The organism is Gramella sp. Hel_I_59 (assembly GCF_006714895.1).
Lineage (GTDB): Bacteria > Bacteroidota > Bacteroidia > Flavobacteriales > Flavobacteriaceae > Christiangramia.
In genome coordinates this window covers 300,710-315,800 of sequence record NZ_VFME01000001.1, presented here as the reverse complement: position 1 = coordinate 315,800, position 15,091 = coordinate 300,710, and the positions used below count along the sequence as shown (strand labels likewise).

Genomic DNA, 15,091 nt, shown 5'->3' with positions numbered 1-15,091 from the left:
GTCCATGTCAAGAATACTTACAGGAGTACAGAGTACAGGAACCCCTCACTTGGGAAATTTACTAGGAGCCATCATGCCCGCTATCAATATGGCGAATGATCCTAAAAATGATTCCTTTATTTTTATAGCAGACCTGCATTCGCTTACACAGATCAAAGATGCTGAGACACTACGTCAAAACACTTATTCTGTAGCAGCGACCTGGCTTGCCTGTGGACTTGATATTGAAAGAAGTGTATTTTATCGCCAGTCTGATATCCCTCAGGTTGCTGAACTTTCCTGGTATCTTAGTTGTTTCTTTCCATTCCAGAGGCTAACCCTTGCACATTCTTTTAAGGATAAGGCAGATCGTCTTGAAGACGTGAACAGTGGTTTATTTACCTATCCTATGCTTATGGCGGCCGATATTCTTCTTTATGATGCTGAAATTGTTCCGGTTGGGAAAGATCAATTACAGCATATCGAGATGACTCGGGATGTTGCTTCCCGTTTCCATGCAAAAATGGGCGATGTATTTGTAATTCCAGAAGGTAATGTACAGGAAGAAACCATGTACATTCCAGGAACTGATGGTGCGAAAATGAGCAAATCGAAAGAAAATACCATCAATATTTTCCAGACCGATAAAAAGCTAAGAAAACAAATCATGGGAATAGCTACCGACAGTACTCCGCTGGAAGAGCCAAAAGATCCTGATACCTGTAATGTGTTTGCGCTTTATAAAATCATGGCTTCTGAAGAGCAAATAGCTGAAATGAGGAAGAACTACGTAGCAGGTGGCTATGGTTATGGTCACGCCAAACAGGCATTGTTCGAACTTGTTCGGGATAAATTCGCTGAACCACGTGAGAAGTACGAATACTATATCAATAATCTGGAAGAAGTTGACAAAGCACTATCGATTGGAGCAGAAAAAGCTAAAAATGTAGCGAATGAAGTTCTGGCTAAAGTTAGAACCAAATTAGGTTACTAAGCCTAAGCGATCTCAAATAACTTACCTGGGAGTGGTCTCACCGCTCCCTTCAATTCCATACTTAATAATAACGACGCTGTTTTAAAGGTCGGTATTTTACACTGAAGTGCCAGCAGGTCCAATTCAGTTTTTCCCTGAAGTTGCAACTGGTCATATAAGAGCTGTTCTTCTGCTCCAAGATCAATAAATAATTTCTTCTGAACTGGTTTTAGATCATTTTCATTATTCCGCCAGTTAAGCATATATGCAATATCTGCTGCGGAAGTAAGCACTCTTGCATTCTGACTTTTTATTAGTTCATTACAGCCTATACTTGACTTGTCTCCCGGTCTACCCGGAACAGCAAAAACCTCTCTGTCATAGGAATTGGCAATATCGGCCGTGACCAATGCTCCTCCTTTTTCAGCACTTTCGATGACTACGGTAGCTTCGCTCAAGCCAGCAATGATCCGGTTTCTTTTCAGGAAATTGTTACGATCAAAAGTATCGGTACTCCAGAAGTCGGTAAAAAAACCTCCATTCTCCTCCATTTCGGTCATGTACTTTTTATGAGTTTTGGGATAGATCTGGTTCAGTCCGTGAGCCAGGCAAGCTACGGTTTGCAATTTGTTTTTGATGGCAGCTTTATGAGCCGTAATATCGGTACCGTATGCAAATCCTGAAATAATGGCCGGCTCTAAAGGTGCGAGCTCCTCAATAAGCTGTTCGCAAAAGGAGATCCCATGTGAACTGATCTGCCGGGTCCCAACGATACTGAGAATTCTTTTCCTGTTGAGGTTTATGATACCACGGCTAAATAATAACAAAGGTGAATCCTGGCAATGTTTGAGCTTTTCAGGATAGCTATCCTCTTTAAAATAGCTTACGTTAATCTTATTCTTCTGAATAAAACCAAGTTCCTTTTCAGCTTCCTTCAGATGAATTGGATTATCAAATTCACTGATCCTGGTCTTCCCTATACCATCAATTTTCAGTAAACTTGACGTCTTTTCTTTTAAAACATTTTCCGCAGAACCAAAATGTCTTATTAATTTTTTAGCTGTGCTATCTCCCAGATTTGGAACATGTTGCAGGGCCAGGGTATACAAAAGTTGATCAGGTTCCATTCAGGATAATTTGACGAAATTTACAGAAAAAAACATTTGTTAATAAAAATTGTTTAGGTAACTTTAACTAACTGTCTTTAACCTATATTTTTGCACTCGATGAATATTTCCAATTACATACAGGACCTGCTTTACCGTTACGAATGTGTAGTTCTTCCCGGTTTTGGTGCCTTTCTGGCCCAGAAGCAATCAGCTTTTATCGATGAAAATTCCAATGAGTTCTTTCCTCCAAAAAAGGTGATCTCATTTAACAGGCAGCTAATCAAAAATGACGGGCTACTTGCGAACTATATTGCTGAGGTCGAGAATGTGAAATATCAGACTGCAAATAATATGATCCAGGAGTACGTATACGATCTGGAATCTTCTTTACAAAATGCTTCCAAAGCCAGGCTTGAAAATATTGGAGAGCTTTATCTGGATAGTGAAGATAAACTTCAATTCGAACCTGTTACGAATGTAAACTTTCTCACACAGTCCTTTGGTCTGGATACGTACAAAGCCTTGCCGGTTAACAGAGAGGTTTACAAACAACAGGTATCAGAACTTGAGGAAAAAGCTCCTATTACTTTCACTCCTGAAAGCAAAAGATCCTCTGTATGGAAATATGCCGCAATTGGTCTTATCGCACTTGGAGTTTCAAGTTTTGCCGGACTTAACATTTACAGCAGCCAGGTTACAAAGCATAATATTGCTGAACAGCAGGAGGCAGAAACTCAGCTTCAGGAACAAATACAACAGGCAACCTTTGTCATTGACAACCCGCTACCAGCGGTTACTTTCGAAGTTGAAAAACAATCCGGTAACTATCATGTAGTTGCAGGAGCATTTAGAGTTGAAGAAAACGCACAAACCAAAGTTGATGAACTTAAAGCTGAAGGTTTCAAAGCCCGATTACTAGGAGCTAATAAATATGGACTTCACCAGGTGGTTTATTCCAGTCATCAAACCAGAAGAGAGGCGATCAACAAACTTTATGCGGTTAAGAAAACAAATGATGCAGCCTGGTTATTGGTTCAGGAACTGTAATTTAATAGTTCGTTAACTGCGAAATTACCGCTAACCTCCCTATTTTTGCAAAAAAATTTACATGGAGGCTAAATCACCTAATGAATCTCGTACTACACTTACAGATCTTGTTTTACCTAGTGAAACGAATCCGCTGAATAATCTTTTTGGTGGTGAACTTTTGGCAAGAATGGATCGTGCAGCCAGTATCGCTGCCAGACGTCATAGTCGTAGGATCGTAGTAACTGCTTCAGTCAATCACGTAGCTTTTAATAAAGCCATTCCTTTAGGAAGTGTTGTAACCGTTGAGGCAGCTGTTTCAAGAGCTTTTAAGAGTTCCATGGAGATCTTTATAGATGTTTGGGTGGAAGACCGTGAAAGTGGTCGTAGAACAAAAGCAAATGAAGCAATTTATACTTTTGTAGCGGTAGATGAAACAGGAACTCCAATTCAAATCCCACAGCTAGAACCGGAAACCGATCTTGAAAAAGAAAGATTTGCCGCTGCTTTGCGTAGAAAGCAACTAAGTCTTGTGCTTGCTGGTAAAATGAAACCTAGTGATGCTACTGAACTTAAAGCTCTTTTCGACAAAGATTAGTGCGTGATAAACCTCACACCTGCTCTTATACTTAATAAGTTCGCGTTGCCAAAGTAGTCGTCCAGCTGTTCGCTGACTTCAATATTCATAAAGTCTCTTCTAAATTCACTTCCCAGGAATATTCCGAAGAAATTATTGATACGATAACTGATTTTTGGACCACCCCAAATACTGGTGGCCGAATCTCTAAAGTTAGTACCAAATTTTGAATCATGGTAATAGCCGGTCGAACCAATCCCGCCAATGAGATCCAGGTATAGACGCTCGGTAAATTCATAAACATAAGCGCCCTGAATACCGAATGTAAAGATTTTTGTCTTCTTGATGTCGCCAATGTTTTCCGGCCTGGTTACCTGTGTGTTTATGTTCAAAAATCGCGTTCCTATGTACCAGTTCTTATGGAGATAAAAGTCGGCAGTAAGGCCGGTGCCGGTTTTGAGATCATAGGCATCCTTTAGAAAGTTATCTCCTATTGCCATAAATAGGCTAAGTTCCGGATCCAGCTGTATACGATTGAAATGGTGTGGAGAAAATTTAGTGCTGTCCTGCTCCTGTGCCTTTATTGACATAGTAGAACAAAGAACCAGCACTATCACGAGTCTACAGATCGATCTCATAGCTTGCATCAATTTCGTTCACTTCAAATTCATAAGTATATTCTTCCAGGCCACTTTGTAATTTTAAATTAACAGTAGAATTATTAGTGGTGGTGACTCTTAAGGTATCAACCTGATTTTCAGAATCCAGAAAGGATTCCCGGGTTCTGTATTTCGAAGGCAGGTCTGAATCATCATAAGAGCTTAATTCATTCCAGTCTTCAATACCAATTCGCACTGAAGATGCTTCAGACCTCAACGTATAATAAACATCTGAATCATGCCGAATGATTATGCTCGTTTCTATGATCTCTTTCAGCACAAATTCACCAAGATCTAATAAAGTTTCCTTTCTGCTCAACGACGAATCACAAACTGTAAAACTCTGCAGTCTACGATCATTCGATGTATTTGTAATATTCAGACATAAAATTCCAGGGTCGACATCCAGTGAGACCATAGAAACGTCACCATTTTCGTCGCTTACAACTTCAGAAAGTGTGCCCTGTCCCTGCCTTAAAAAACCATTGATATCTGTTGTTGTACTTACCCGGATTCCCTGTAAAGCAATCCCTTCAGGAGTTACAAATTTTCCCTGTACCAGAATGCGTTTGTTATTTTCTATGGAAACAGGTGTACATGCCTGCACTAGAAGTAAAGCCACTATTAACGCACACGTATAACCGGATTTTACTGAATTCATAGGTTAGATTCTATTCACTAGATGCTTTCGAACCCATAAGGTTGCGTTCAAATTACATTCTATAGATCCAACCTGCCGGATCCATTTTCTGATCATTCTTATACAATAGGAAATGCAGGGTTGTTTTACCAGTAGTTTTGCTGGTAGCGATCTCTCCTATTTCCTGTTCTGTGCTTACCGCGTCTCCCTTTTTTACGAAAACATTCTCAAGGTTGTTATAGATCGTAATAAAATCACCGTGTCTAACCATCACCGCTTTGTTCGCACCTTTTACCGCCTGCACTTCGCTAACAGTTCCATTAAAAACAGCACGCGCCTTTCCACCTTTATCAGTATCTATACGTACGCCGTTATTATTTACCATTACCGAACTTACTACAGGATGCGGCTGTTTTCCAAATTTCATAGTCACCACCCCAGATTTCACCGGCCATGGTAATTTCCCTTTGTTGTTATTAAAGTCAGTCGCCAGCGCTTTCGCTTCCGGAGTAAGTTCATAAGTACTTCTCGAGCTTGAACCGCTCTCCTTATTCGCTTTGGCAATAGATTCGCGAATCATTCGATCGATCGCCCTGTCGATTTCGTCGATCTCACTCTGTTTGCTTTTTAACTGACTCGCAAATTCACCTTCACGTTTTTTGATCGTGGAAACAAGTTCTTGCTGAGATTTTCTATTTTGTTCTAACTGAGCCCTGGTTTTTCTATTTTCAGCAATTAGTTTCTGCTTTTCTTCTTTTTGCTGAACCAGTCTGGAATTTAATTGTTGCAATTCTATCGTATTAGCTTTGATCTCCTCTCCTTGCTGTTTACGATAATTAGTATACTGCTTCATATACTGAATTCGCTTATACGCCTGCAGAAAGTTCTGAGAAGACAATAAGAACATCACCCTGCTTTGCTGAGACTTGCTCTTATAGCTTTTCTCGATCATTCGGGCATAATCTTCCTTAAGCTGTTCCAGTTCCTTTCTAAGCGCTCCAATTTTATTCGTATTCGTCGTGATTTCTCTCGTGAGCAAATTCGCCTGCTGGTTGGTCAGTTTTATAAGATCTTCGGTGCTTTTTATTTGTTGTCCAAGATCTTCCACCTGTACAAGCACCGAGCGTTGCTTCTTCTGGTTGGAAATTCTAAGCTCATTGATCCTGGTGATCTCATTTCTAAGCTGAATACGCCTTTTTTCCAGTTCTTCACGATCTGTTTGAGCATAGCTAACCTGCATACCGCCTATACAAAGCAGTAGAATAATCAATACATTTGAAGCCTTCATTCTAATCATTTCAAGCTTATTTCTTCGTAACCGGATGGGATATCGAAAGGAAAACTAACTTCCTCATTGAAACTGATGCTTCTGTAGGTGATTTCAATATTGGTGCTGCTTCCTCCTTCATTGGCGATAATACGAATCTCTTCAGGAAAAACAATACCATCTACCACCTGGTAATCTGAATAGGTAACCGTAAGACTTCTGTTTTCTGAAACCTGCGCCAGTTGCTGAGCCGCTGCTTTTAAAGTGCGACTATCCAGCATGAACATTTTTTTCATATCAGCTTCTTCTTCCTGAACGAATTGAAACCCTCTTGGAGATTGCGTAAAATCATATTCTTCCGTACGAAGGTCATAGATAGCCTGTCCAATCAGCAAATTCTGAAGCTTTTGAAAATCCAGCGGAGTTCCAAGGAAGTCACTAACTAATCTGAAGTCTCCATCGAAATAACTCTGAGTCACTTTTTCATAATAGCTCACACTATTTGGTGTGATGTAGACTTTAGCCACAGGAAAACCGAGAATACTCGCACTCATCCAGATCGCCTTGTCCTTTTCCATTCTAAAACTAAGGTTTACAGATTGCGTTTTTTCATCATGCTGGTATACTGCTCTTAATTTCCCGGAAGCGGTCTTATAATCGGCTTCTTCAGCATAATGCTTTTTAATAATAGAAACAGCTTCTGTGTTCTTTGTAACGATCTTTCCGGCACGACGGGAACTTCCGCAGGAAGCTATAAATACCGCCATAAATACCAGTGCTACTATTCTTCTAATCATCAATTTATTTCTTTAAGTAATTGCTCCGCTTTAGCGCGGTATTCATTCGCCAATCCTGCATTATTCATACCATTATAGCTAAAGGAAAGCTGGGCATAAAAATCGGCTTCCATTCTAATATCATCGACCAGGTAATCCAGACCATCTTTCAAACTGCTTTCTGCCTGCTCGAATTTTTCAAGCTTATTAAGTGCAACCCCCTGAAATAGGTATAAAACAGGTTGAGAAGGAAAGTTTTCCAACGCCTGAGTACTCAATTCTCTAACGTCTTCATATTTCTGAAGATCAATTTGCAACAATAGTGTATTCCTGGTAAGTTCAAAGTTGGAAGAATTCTTCTTTATTCCAAGTTGAAAATATCTAAGTGCATTTTCCAGATCAGCTTTTTGGAGATAAAATTGCCCCAGCTTTTCATACAAACCTGGTGCATTCTCAATTTGAGTAAGTTTTTGAGCAACTTCTACCAGCCGGTCTTCATATTCAGGATTTTTCTGTACAAATATCAGGAAGTCATTAAGTACCTTAAACTTAGACTCTGCATCAATTTCTTCACTTTCAAATACAATTTCCATGGAAGCAATAGCAGCTTCAGGCTCCTGTTTCTCCAGCTGAAATTTATATAAAGCGAGATGAGCCAGAGAAGAACCGGGATTGCTCTCCAGAAGTTCATTGGCAACATTATAGGCCTCTTCATCTTCACCCTGCTCGCTGTACATGTAAATAAGATTGAGGTAATTTTTTTCCTGCTCTGGATTAGCAGCGATACTTTGCCTTAAATTCTCAATTTGAGCATCGGTATTATTTGTCCGGGCATAGATTTGCCGGCGTAACGAGTTTCGATAGGAATTTGCACCTAAGTCCTGATCCAGTTGATCGATAAGTTGTAATGCATTCTCGTAATCTTCATTGAGCAAGTACAAGTTAGCCAGGTCCTCCTTATAGTCAGAATCAAAACTTATAAGCTTCTGCACTGTGGAAATTGCACTGTCAAAATCACGAGTAGCGGCATAAGTTTCGAAAAGTGAAACAAGAATAGCTTCCCTTTTGGGTTCTAATGCTGTAGCCTTCTGAAAATTTTCAATAGCAGCAGGAAATTGCTGAAGTTCCCGATAATTCTTGCCAAGTTCAAAATAAAGCACCGCGTTGTCTTCAGAAATTTCTGAAGCTTTACGCAGTGCTACAATTGCTTTTTCATAATTCTCGATACCTTTTTGCTTGAGCGCTTCAAAGAAAAGTTCCTGAAACTCATCATTTACAAGACCGAGATCATCCTGGTTCACATCTTCAAATGGAGGTTTGTCATCCTGTGCCTGCACAGAAACTATAAACCATAACATAAGAAGTAGGCTCCCGGATGTACGCATAAAAGTTATTCTAAAACGGAGTAATCACCGATGCTGATCTGGGTGAATTCACCGTCAAATCTGGCAAAGTTTCCGATCATTGCGTTATCCAGTTTAGCATTTTTTACTTCAGCAAAGGTCTGGATAAGACTGTTTTTAATAGTACTGTTTTCAATTTTGGTTCCATCCCCAATAGATACATTAGGTCCAATTTTAGCATTGATCAATTCTACATTCTCACCAATATAACAAGGTTCGGTAATTTCAGAATCTTTGATCTTAACTGAGTCTGCCATCAATTTTTCTCCATCCTGATGAAGGAAATTCAACATTCTACCATTAGTTTCCACGGTTACATTTTTGTTTCCGCAGTCCATCCATTCATCTACTTTCCCTGGAACAAAACGAAGTCCGTTTTTACGCATTGCCTCAATCCCGTCGTTGATCTGGTACTCACCACCACGGGTTAGCTTTGCATCCAGAACATTCTGAAGTTCATCTTTTAAAACTGCCACGTCTTTGAAATAGTATATTCCAATAACCGCAAGATCTGAAACAAATTCCTCTGGCTTTTCTACAAGATCTGTGATCTCGTTATTGTCATTCAACTTCACCACACCGTAAGCTGAAGGATTTTCAACTTTCTTTACCCACATCACTGCATCTGCAGATTTGTCAAGATTAAAGTCGGCTTTGAAGAGTGTATCGGCATAAGCAACTACTGCAGGACCACTAAGTGATTCTTTAGCACACATAATCGCGTGACCGGTTCCTAATGGTTTATCCTGGTAATAGATCGTTCCTTTAGCGCCAAGACTTTCCGCGATCTTTTTAAGATCTTCCTCCACCTTTTCTCCAAAATCTTCTCCAATGATGAAAGCAACCTCGTCAATCTTCTCATCAAGAACCTTCGCAATATCTTCTACCAGTCGGTGAACGATTGGTTTTCCTGCAATAGGAATTAGAGGTTTTGGTACAGTTAACGTATGTGGACGAAGTCGTGAACCACGACCTGCCATTGGTACAATAATTTTCATTTTATAGCTTTTTAATTAATATTTAAATATGGGCTAGTTATTTCCCGTGCTTCCAAAACCTCCTGCGCCCCGGGAAGTTTCTCCAAGAATGTCTACTTCTTCCCATGAGATCTGTTCGTGTTTAGCGATGACCATTTGAGCAATACGCTCTCCATTCTGGATCTCAAACGCCTCATTGGACAAATTTACAAGGATGACACCAATTTCACCTCTATAATCGGCATCTATTGTTCCTGGAGCATTGAGAACCGTAATCCCTTTCTTCGCCGCAAGACCACTTCTTGGTCTTACCTGAGCTTCAAAACCCAAAGGAAGTTCAATAAAAATTCCTGTTTTCACAATGGTTCTTTCTAAAGGTTTCAGCATTATAGGCTCATCGATATTAGCTCGAAGATCCATTCCTGCAGAAAAATCGGTTTCATAATGCGGCAACTTGTGTGCCGACTTATTGATCACTTTTACTTCCATGTCTTAGGATTGTATAATTCTTAAAATCTGGTCTTTTTCAAAATAGTAAATGACACCCATAAATATCAATAATAACGGGATTCCTACGAAATAATTTCCCCGGAAAAAGTAAAATGAGATTATTGAGAAGGTAATGGATACCAGAAGGTAAGCTCCTATTCGAGTCATATCGTAAGGAACCTTATAATATTTTCTTCCGTAGTAATAAGAGAGTATCATCATCAAACCATAAGCGGCAAGTGTTGCGATGGCAGAGCCGGTATAACCTATCTTCGGAATAAGGTATAGGTTGAGAGCTATGGTCACGGCAGCTCCAGCCAGAGAAATATAGCCTCCAAATTTCGTGCGGTCTGTTACCTTGTACCAAACTGAAAGATTGTGGTAGATACCAAGAAAAAGGTTCGCCAGTAAAATTAGTGGTACGATTTCCATAGCCTCCCAGTAAGCTGAATTTTTAATGATTAATATCTTTAATAGATCGGCAAATACGATCACGCCCAGCAGAATCAAACTTCCCAGAATGACAAAATAGTTGGTGATACGGGCATACGTTGTAGTAGCATTCTCTTCTCCGGAATGACTAAAAAAGAAAGGCTCTATTCCCAATCTAAATGCGGTTGCAAATAAGGTCATGAACATGGCTAGCTTATAGCAGGCTGAGTATGCTCCAACTTGTTCACGGGCGATATCCTGTGGTAATAGCCGGTCTAGCAGAATTCTATCAAAAACTTCATTTACTGAGAAGGCAATTCCCGCGATCAGGATAGGAAATCCATAAGACAGCATCTTACGCCAGAGCACCGAATCGAAAGTGAAAGAAATTCTGAAGTAAAAAGGCAGCATGAGCAAAAGCGTAAGTCCGCTTGCTACGAGCATGGTTATAAATACATAACTGATCTTAAAATCCTCTACATAAATACTTCGGAAGAAGCTATGTTCTTCTGCCAGATCCTTCAGGTAAACCAGGAAAAAAACATTCAGACCCAGGTTTACAGCAACATTAAAGATCTTGATGATCGCGTATCTCATTGGTTTTTCCGCAGCACGCAACCAGGCAAACGGAATGATCACCAGGGCGTCCAGAAGCAGGATCCAGATCGCAAGTTCTATGTATTTTAGAGGGATATTGGTAACCTCTACAATAATATCGCGGGCAAGATAAGCTACTACCGTAAACAGAAGTGAAGTGATCACCAGTGACCATCCAGAGGTACTTAGAACACTATTGGGATTTTCGCTCTTATTATAAAATCTAAAAAATGCCGTTTCCATACCATAGGCAAGGATGACATTGATCAAAACGAAATAAGCAAAAATAACCGATATTTCACCGTACTCTTCTTTCGGTAAAATATCGGTATATAAGGGAACTAAAAGAAAACTTACCATCCTTGGCAAGACAGTAGCCAGGCCGTAAACGAATGTTTGCTTAAAGAGATTTTTTATAGTACTCAAAGGAGCCGGTTGGTTTGCTACAAATATCTGAATTTAAATAACAAAACCGCTCTGGCTACTCTTCCTTTTCCATAATTCCAGTAAGCTTATAGAATTTGGTTTTCTCGTTCTGTCCAAATACCAGAATGGCTTCATCCTGATCTATTTTAAACGGACTCTCTTCAGGCATTTGTGGCATTTTGTTACCGTATTCCTTTTTAGGGTCTACATCCATAACCATATCTCCTCCGCCTACTCTAAAGTTAGCTATGTAGATATTGGAATTCTTTTCGCTCTTAACAAGGGGCGACTTCATACCGTGGAAATAAACGGCTTGCAGATCTACACGTTCCTCCTGAATTACGGAAACAGGAATATTTAGCTGGATACCTTCTGAAGTGTAGGTATAAAAAACATCAGCGAATTGGGCAGGTGCTCTTTCCTGAAGATCTTTATTACTGCCACAGGAAGCAAAAATGCTCAATACCAGAATACCGGTTATCATTAGTAGTGATTTTTTCATAATGTTGATTTTTAAAGTTGAAGATATAAAAACAAAAGCTGTACCAAACAAAAAATGCCCTCCATTTGGAGGGCATTCAAAGTATATTTAATAAGCTTATCCGTTCAAGGCTTCAGCTCCACCAACGATCTCAAGGATCTCATTAGTAATAGAAGCCTGTCTTGCTTTGTTATAAGATAACTTAAGGTCATCTCTAAGTTCCTTAGCGTTATCTGTCGCTTTATGCATCGCAGTCATACGTGCACCATGCTCAGAAGCAAAAGAGTCTCTAAGAGCCTTAAAGAGTTGCATTTTTAATGACTTTGGAATAAGATCCTTAACGATCTCAATTTTCGATGGTTCGAAAATATAATCAAGCTGCTTTTCGGATTCTGTTTCAAACCTTTCGATTGGCAGGAACTGCTCATCCATCACAACCTGAGTTCCAGCATTCTTAAACTGGTTGTAAACAAGCTCGATCTTATCGAATTTTCCATCAACGAAAACCTGCATAAGTTCTTCAGCAATTTCAGAAACGTTCTCGAAAGAAAGATCATCGAAGATCGCATTATCATTCTTATAAACCTCAAAGGTTTTCTTCAGAATATCATTACCCTTTTTCCCAAGAGTTAGAAGTTCTACTTCTGTATTTTGATAATCTGCAGCAACCTTACTTTTTACCTTTTTGATGATATTGGTATTAAAAGCACCGGCCAGACCTTTGTTAGAAGATATAGCTACGATAAGTACTCTTTTTACCTCGCGCTCTTCAGCAAATTTGCTGTTCGCATCATCATCCAGAGTAGCACTTAAATCCTGTAGCAATTGCGTTAACTTTTCAGCATAGGGTCTCATAGATGTAATTGCATCCTGAGCTTTGCTCAACTTAGCAGCCGATACCATTTTCATGGCGCTCGTGATCTGCATCGTTGAGGAAACCGAAGTAATCCTGCTACGTAATTCTTTTAAGTTTGCCATTTTGTTTTAGTATTGAGTATTGAGTAGTTAGATGTTAGAAACTACTCAATACCTATATAATTTTCAATTGTAAATACTTCAATTAAAGATCTAAAATCTTCAATCTATGTACTCAATACTATTTCTTGTATTTCCCTGAAAGTTCCTTTGCAGCCTTAGTCAAAGTATCTGTTACTTCATCTGTAAGTTTTCCTGCTTTAAGAGTATCCAAAGTATCTCTATGCTTAGAATTCAGGTAATCCAGATATTCTAATTCAAATTCTTTCACTTTCTCTACCGGTACATCTCTAAGTAAGTTCTTAGAACCAGCGTAGATGATCGCGATCTGATTTTCTACCGGGTAAGGATCGTTTTGTCCCTGCTTAAGGATCTCCACGTTACGTTTACCTTTAGAAATCACACTCATCGTTGATGCATCAAGGTCTGATCCAAACTTAGCAAATGCTTCAAGTTCACGATACTGAGCCTGGTCAAGCTTCAATGTACCTGCAACCTTTTTCATCGACTTGATCTGAGCGTTACCACCCACACGAGATACAGAAATACCCACGTCAATCGCAGGACGTACACCCGAGTTGAATAGATCTGATGTTAAAAAGATCTGACCATCTGTAATCGAAATTACGTTGGTTGGAATATATGCTGAAACGTCACCCGCCTGGGTTTCGATAATTGGAAGTGCAGTTAAAGATCCGCCTCCTTTTACCTTGTCTTTTAAGCTATCTGGAAGATCGTTCATTTGCTTCGCGATATCATCATCGGCGATCACCTTCGCTGCACGCTCAAGAAGTCTTGAGTGAAGGAAGAATACATCCCCTGGATATGCTTCACGTCCTGGTGGACGACGAAGTAAAAGAGAAACCTCACGGTAAGCAACTGCCTGCTTGGAAAGATCATCATAAACGATCAATGCAGGACGACCTGTATCTCTAAAGTATTCACCAATCGCTGCACCGGCAAATGGAGCATAAACCTGCATTGGAGCAGGATCTGATGCATTTGCAGCAACAATAGTGGTATAAGCCAACGCACCTTTATCTTCAAGTGTCTTGGCAATTGCAGCAACGGTAGAAGCTTTCTGCCCGATTGCTACATATATACAGAATACCGGTTCACCGGCATCGTAAAATTCTTTCTGGTTAAGAATGGTATCAATAGCAACCACAGTCTTACCTGTTTGACGGTCACCAATCACAAGCTCACGCTGTCCTCTTCCTACCGGTACCATAGCATCGATAGATTTAATACCAGTTTGCAATGGTTCAGTTACAGGCTGACGATAAATTACTCCAGGAGCTTTACGCTCAAGAGGCATTTCGAAAGTCTCACCTTCAATTGGACCTTTTCCATCAATAGGAGCTCCAAGAGTATCAACCACACGGCCAACAATACCTTCACCTACATTGATAGAAGCAATTCGCTGAGTTCTTTTTACTGTAGAACCTTCTTTGATCTCTTTTGCAGGACCTAAAAGTACTACCCCAACATTATCTTCCTCAAGGTTTAGAACGATTCCTTCCAATCCACTCTCGAATTGAACAAGTTCTCCGTATTGAGCGTTTGCAAGTCCGTAGATGTTCGCAATACCGTCACCAACGGTTAGAACGGTACCTACTTCATCAAGAGAGGCCTTGGATTCAAAACCTGATAATTGTCGTTTTAATATTGCTGATACTTCAGCAGGATTTACTTCTGCCATAATTATTCAAGATAAAATGGTACGCACCAGGCGCACCTGTTTTAATTAAATTTTTGAAACGTATGTGTTGTCTTTTAATTGTCTCTTTAGTCTGTCCAGGTTTCTGGCTACACTTGCATCATATTGCAAGTCGCCAACTCTAAGAACAAAACCTCCAATGATGCTTTCATCGATCACATTCTCCAGGATCGCATCATTACCAGTAAGTTCCTTAACCTTCGCCATGATAATTGTTTCCAGCTCAGCATCCAACGGAATAGCCGTGGTTACTTTTGCATGCTGAATATTGTTCATAGCATTGAACATCATCGTATACTGCTTTGCAACGATGTGCAAAATATTAATACGATCATTGTCAAGTAGCATATCCATCGTACCAACAGTTACCCCGTTAAGACCCTGAAAGATCTCAAGCAAAGCGCTCTTTTTAATGCTTTTTCTAACTACCGGACTTGTGAGCATGTTTTCCAGATCACCACTGTTCTTTACAGTAGCAGATATGGTTTGCATATCACTGTTTACAGCTTCCGCCGAATTCTTATCCTTTGCCAGTGAAAGGATCGCTTTTGCGTAACGTTGTGCGGCTCTGTTCCCTTTCATATC

Annotated in this window: 16 protein-coding genes; 3 read left to right on the top strand and 13 right to left on the bottom strand. The window is 39.9% G+C overall.

All coding sequences use genetic code 11. From position 1 onward, the window contains the following. Positions 1-4: 4 nt before the first annotated feature. On the top strand, positions 5-973 hold the full coding sequence (gene trpS / locus JM79_RS01495) for a tryptophan--tRNA ligase (RefSeq protein ID WP_141876471.1): 969 nt from the start codon (positions 5-7) through the stop codon (positions 971-973). A gap of 2 nt (positions 974-975) precedes the next feature. On the opposite strand, the gene dprA is transcribed toward trpS, so the two are convergent. Next, entirely contained in the window at positions 976-2,079 is a 1,104-nt protein-coding gene (dprA, locus tag JM79_RS01490; protein ID WP_141876470.1) for a DNA-processing protein DprA, read from the bottom strand. A gap of 99 nt (positions 2,080-2,178) precedes the next feature. On the opposite strand from dprA, the gene JM79_RS01485 reads away from it, so the two are divergent. After that, positions 2,179-3,108 carry an SPOR domain-containing protein gene (locus JM79_RS01485; RefSeq protein ID WP_185739445.1) on the top strand — a complete coding sequence of 310 codons (930 nt, stop codon included), beginning with the start codon at positions 2,179-2,181 and terminating at the stop codon, positions 3,106-3,108. 61 nt (positions 3,109-3,169) lie between these two features. After that, positions 3,170-3,685, top strand: a complete 516-nt coding sequence (locus JM79_RS01480; protein WP_141876468.1) for an acyl-CoA thioesterase — start codon at positions 3,170-3,172, stop codon at positions 3,683-3,685. On the opposite strand, the gene JM79_RS01475 is transcribed toward JM79_RS01480, so the two are convergent. The 12 genes from JM79_RS01475 to atpH all read right to left on the bottom strand — a co-directional run bounded on the left by JM79_RS01475 (position 3,682) and on the right by atpH (position 15,088). After that, positions 3,682-4,302, bottom strand: a complete 621-nt coding sequence (locus tag JM79_RS01475) for an outer membrane beta-barrel protein (RefSeq protein WP_185739444.1) — start codon at positions 4,300-4,302, stop codon at positions 3,682-3,684. The two genes, JM79_RS01480 and JM79_RS01475, sit on opposite strands and share 4 nt — an antisense overlap. Next, the gene (locus JM79_RS01470) at positions 4,286-4,984 is read right to left on the bottom strand and encodes a hypothetical protein (RefSeq protein ID WP_141876466.1); all 699 of its coding nucleotides are present in this window, start codon (positions 4,982-4,984) and stop codon (positions 4,286-4,288) included. The genes JM79_RS01475 and JM79_RS01470 overlap by 17 nt, the downstream gene beginning before the upstream one ends. A gap of 52 nt (positions 4,985-5,036) precedes the next feature. Beyond that, positions 5,037-6,260, bottom strand: a complete 1,224-nt coding sequence (locus JM79_RS01465) for a peptidoglycan DD-metalloendopeptidase family protein (protein ID WP_141876465.1) — start codon at positions 6,258-6,260, stop codon at positions 5,037-5,039. Next, on the bottom strand, positions 6,257-7,027 hold the full coding sequence (locus JM79_RS01460) for a DUF4292 domain-containing protein (protein ID WP_141876464.1): 771 nt from the start codon (positions 7,025-7,027) through the stop codon (positions 6,257-6,259). Before JM79_RS01460 ends, JM79_RS01465 begins: the two co-directional genes overlap by 4 nt. After that, the gene (locus tag JM79_RS01455) at positions 7,027-8,391 is read right to left on the bottom strand and encodes a tetratricopeptide repeat protein (RefSeq protein ID WP_141876463.1); all 1,365 of its coding nucleotides are present in this window, start codon (positions 8,389-8,391) and stop codon (positions 7,027-7,029) included. Before JM79_RS01455 ends, JM79_RS01460 begins: the two co-directional genes overlap by 1 nt. A 5-nt stretch (positions 8,392-8,396) precedes the next feature. Further along, positions 8,397-9,407: a sugar phosphate nucleotidyltransferase gene (locus JM79_RS01450; RefSeq protein WP_141876462.1), complete on the bottom strand. Its 1,011-nt coding sequence runs from the start codon at positions 9,405-9,407 to the stop codon at positions 8,397-8,399. Between the two features lie 33 nt (positions 9,408-9,440). Continuing rightward, a complete protein-coding gene (dut, locus tag JM79_RS01445) occupies positions 9,441-9,875 on the bottom strand; it encodes a dUTP diphosphatase (RefSeq protein WP_141876461.1) in 435 nt (144 codons plus the stop codon). A 3-nt stretch (positions 9,876-9,878) separates the two neighbouring features. Next, complete coding sequence (locus JM79_RS01440) at positions 9,879-11,330, bottom strand: oligosaccharide flippase family protein (RefSeq protein ID WP_141876460.1); 1,452 nt, start codon at positions 11,328-11,330, stop codon at positions 9,879-9,881. Between the two features lie 55 nt (positions 11,331-11,385). After that, positions 11,386-11,832: a hypothetical protein gene (locus JM79_RS01435; RefSeq protein ID WP_141876459.1), complete on the bottom strand. Its 447-nt coding sequence runs from the start codon at positions 11,830-11,832 to the stop codon at positions 11,386-11,388. A 96-nt stretch (positions 11,833-11,928) separates the two neighbouring features. Then, positions 11,929-12,789, bottom strand: coding sequence for an ATP synthase F1 subunit gamma (gene atpG / locus JM79_RS01430; protein WP_141876458.1), 861 nt, complete (start codon positions 12,787-12,789; stop codon positions 11,929-11,931). A gap of 118 nt (positions 12,790-12,907) precedes the next feature. Next, positions 12,908-14,488: a F0F1 ATP synthase subunit alpha gene (gene atpA, locus JM79_RS01425; RefSeq protein WP_141876457.1), complete on the bottom strand. Its 1,581-nt coding sequence runs from the start codon at positions 14,486-14,488 to the stop codon at positions 12,908-12,910. A gap of 45 nt (positions 14,489-14,533) precedes the next feature. After that, a complete protein-coding gene (gene atpH / locus JM79_RS01420; protein ID WP_141876456.1) occupies positions 14,534-15,088 on the bottom strand; it encodes an ATP synthase F1 subunit delta in 555 nt (184 codons plus the stop codon). Between the last annotated feature and the right edge of the window lie 3 nt (positions 15,089-15,091).

Bases quoted from the DNA above. Each gene is read 5' to 3' on its own strand.
- atpH (WP_141876456.1), bottom strand. From the start codon at position 15,088: ATGAAAGGGAACAGAGCCGCACAACGTTACGCAAAAGCGATCCTTTCA.
- JM79_RS01470 (WP_141876466.1), bottom strand. From the start codon at position 4,984: ATGAATTCAGTAAAATCCGGTTATACGTGTGCGTTAATAGTGGCTTTA.
- JM79_RS01475 (WP_185739444.1), bottom strand. From the start codon at position 4,302: ATGAGATCGATCTGTAGACTCGTGATAGTGCTGGTTCTTTGTTCTACT.
- trpS (WP_141876471.1), top strand. From the start codon at position 5: ATGTCAAGAATACTTACAGGAGTACAGAGTACAGGAACCCCTCACTTG.
- JM79_RS01485 (WP_185739445.1), top strand. From the start codon at position 2,179: ATGAATATTTCCAATTACATACAGGACCTGCTTTACCGTTACGAATGT.
- JM79_RS01435 (WP_141876459.1), bottom strand. From the start codon at position 11,832: ATGAAAAAATCACTACTAATGATAACCGGTATTCTGGTATTGAGCATT.
- JM79_RS01450 (WP_141876462.1), bottom strand. From the start codon at position 9,407: ATGAAAATTATTGTACCAATGGCAGGTCGTGGTTCACGACTTCGTCCA.
- dut (WP_141876461.1), bottom strand. From the start codon at position 9,875: ATGGAAGTAAAAGTGATCAATAAGTCGGCACACAAGTTGCCGCATTAT.
- dprA (WP_141876470.1), bottom strand. From the start codon at position 2,079: ATGGAACCTGATCAACTTTTGTATACCCTGGCCCTGCAACATGTTCCA.
- atpG (WP_141876458.1), bottom strand. From the start codon at position 12,789: ATGGCAAACTTAAAAGAATTACGTAGCAGGATTACTTCGGTTTCCTCA.
- JM79_RS01480 (WP_141876468.1), top strand. From the start codon at position 3,170: ATGGAGGCTAAATCACCTAATGAATCTCGTACTACACTTACAGATCTT.
- atpA (WP_141876457.1), bottom strand. From the start codon at position 14,488: ATGGCAGAAGTAAATCCTGCTGAAGTATCAGCAATATTAAAACGACAA.
- JM79_RS01460 (WP_141876464.1), bottom strand. From the start codon at position 7,027: ATGATTAGAAGAATAGTAGCACTGGTATTTATGGCGGTATTTATAGCT.
- JM79_RS01455 (WP_141876463.1), bottom strand. From the start codon at position 8,391: ATGCGTACATCCGGGAGCCTACTTCTTATGTTATGGTTTATAGTTTCT.
- JM79_RS01465 (WP_141876465.1), bottom strand. From the start codon at position 6,260: ATGATTAGAATGAAGGCTTCAAATGTATTGATTATTCTACTGCTTTGT.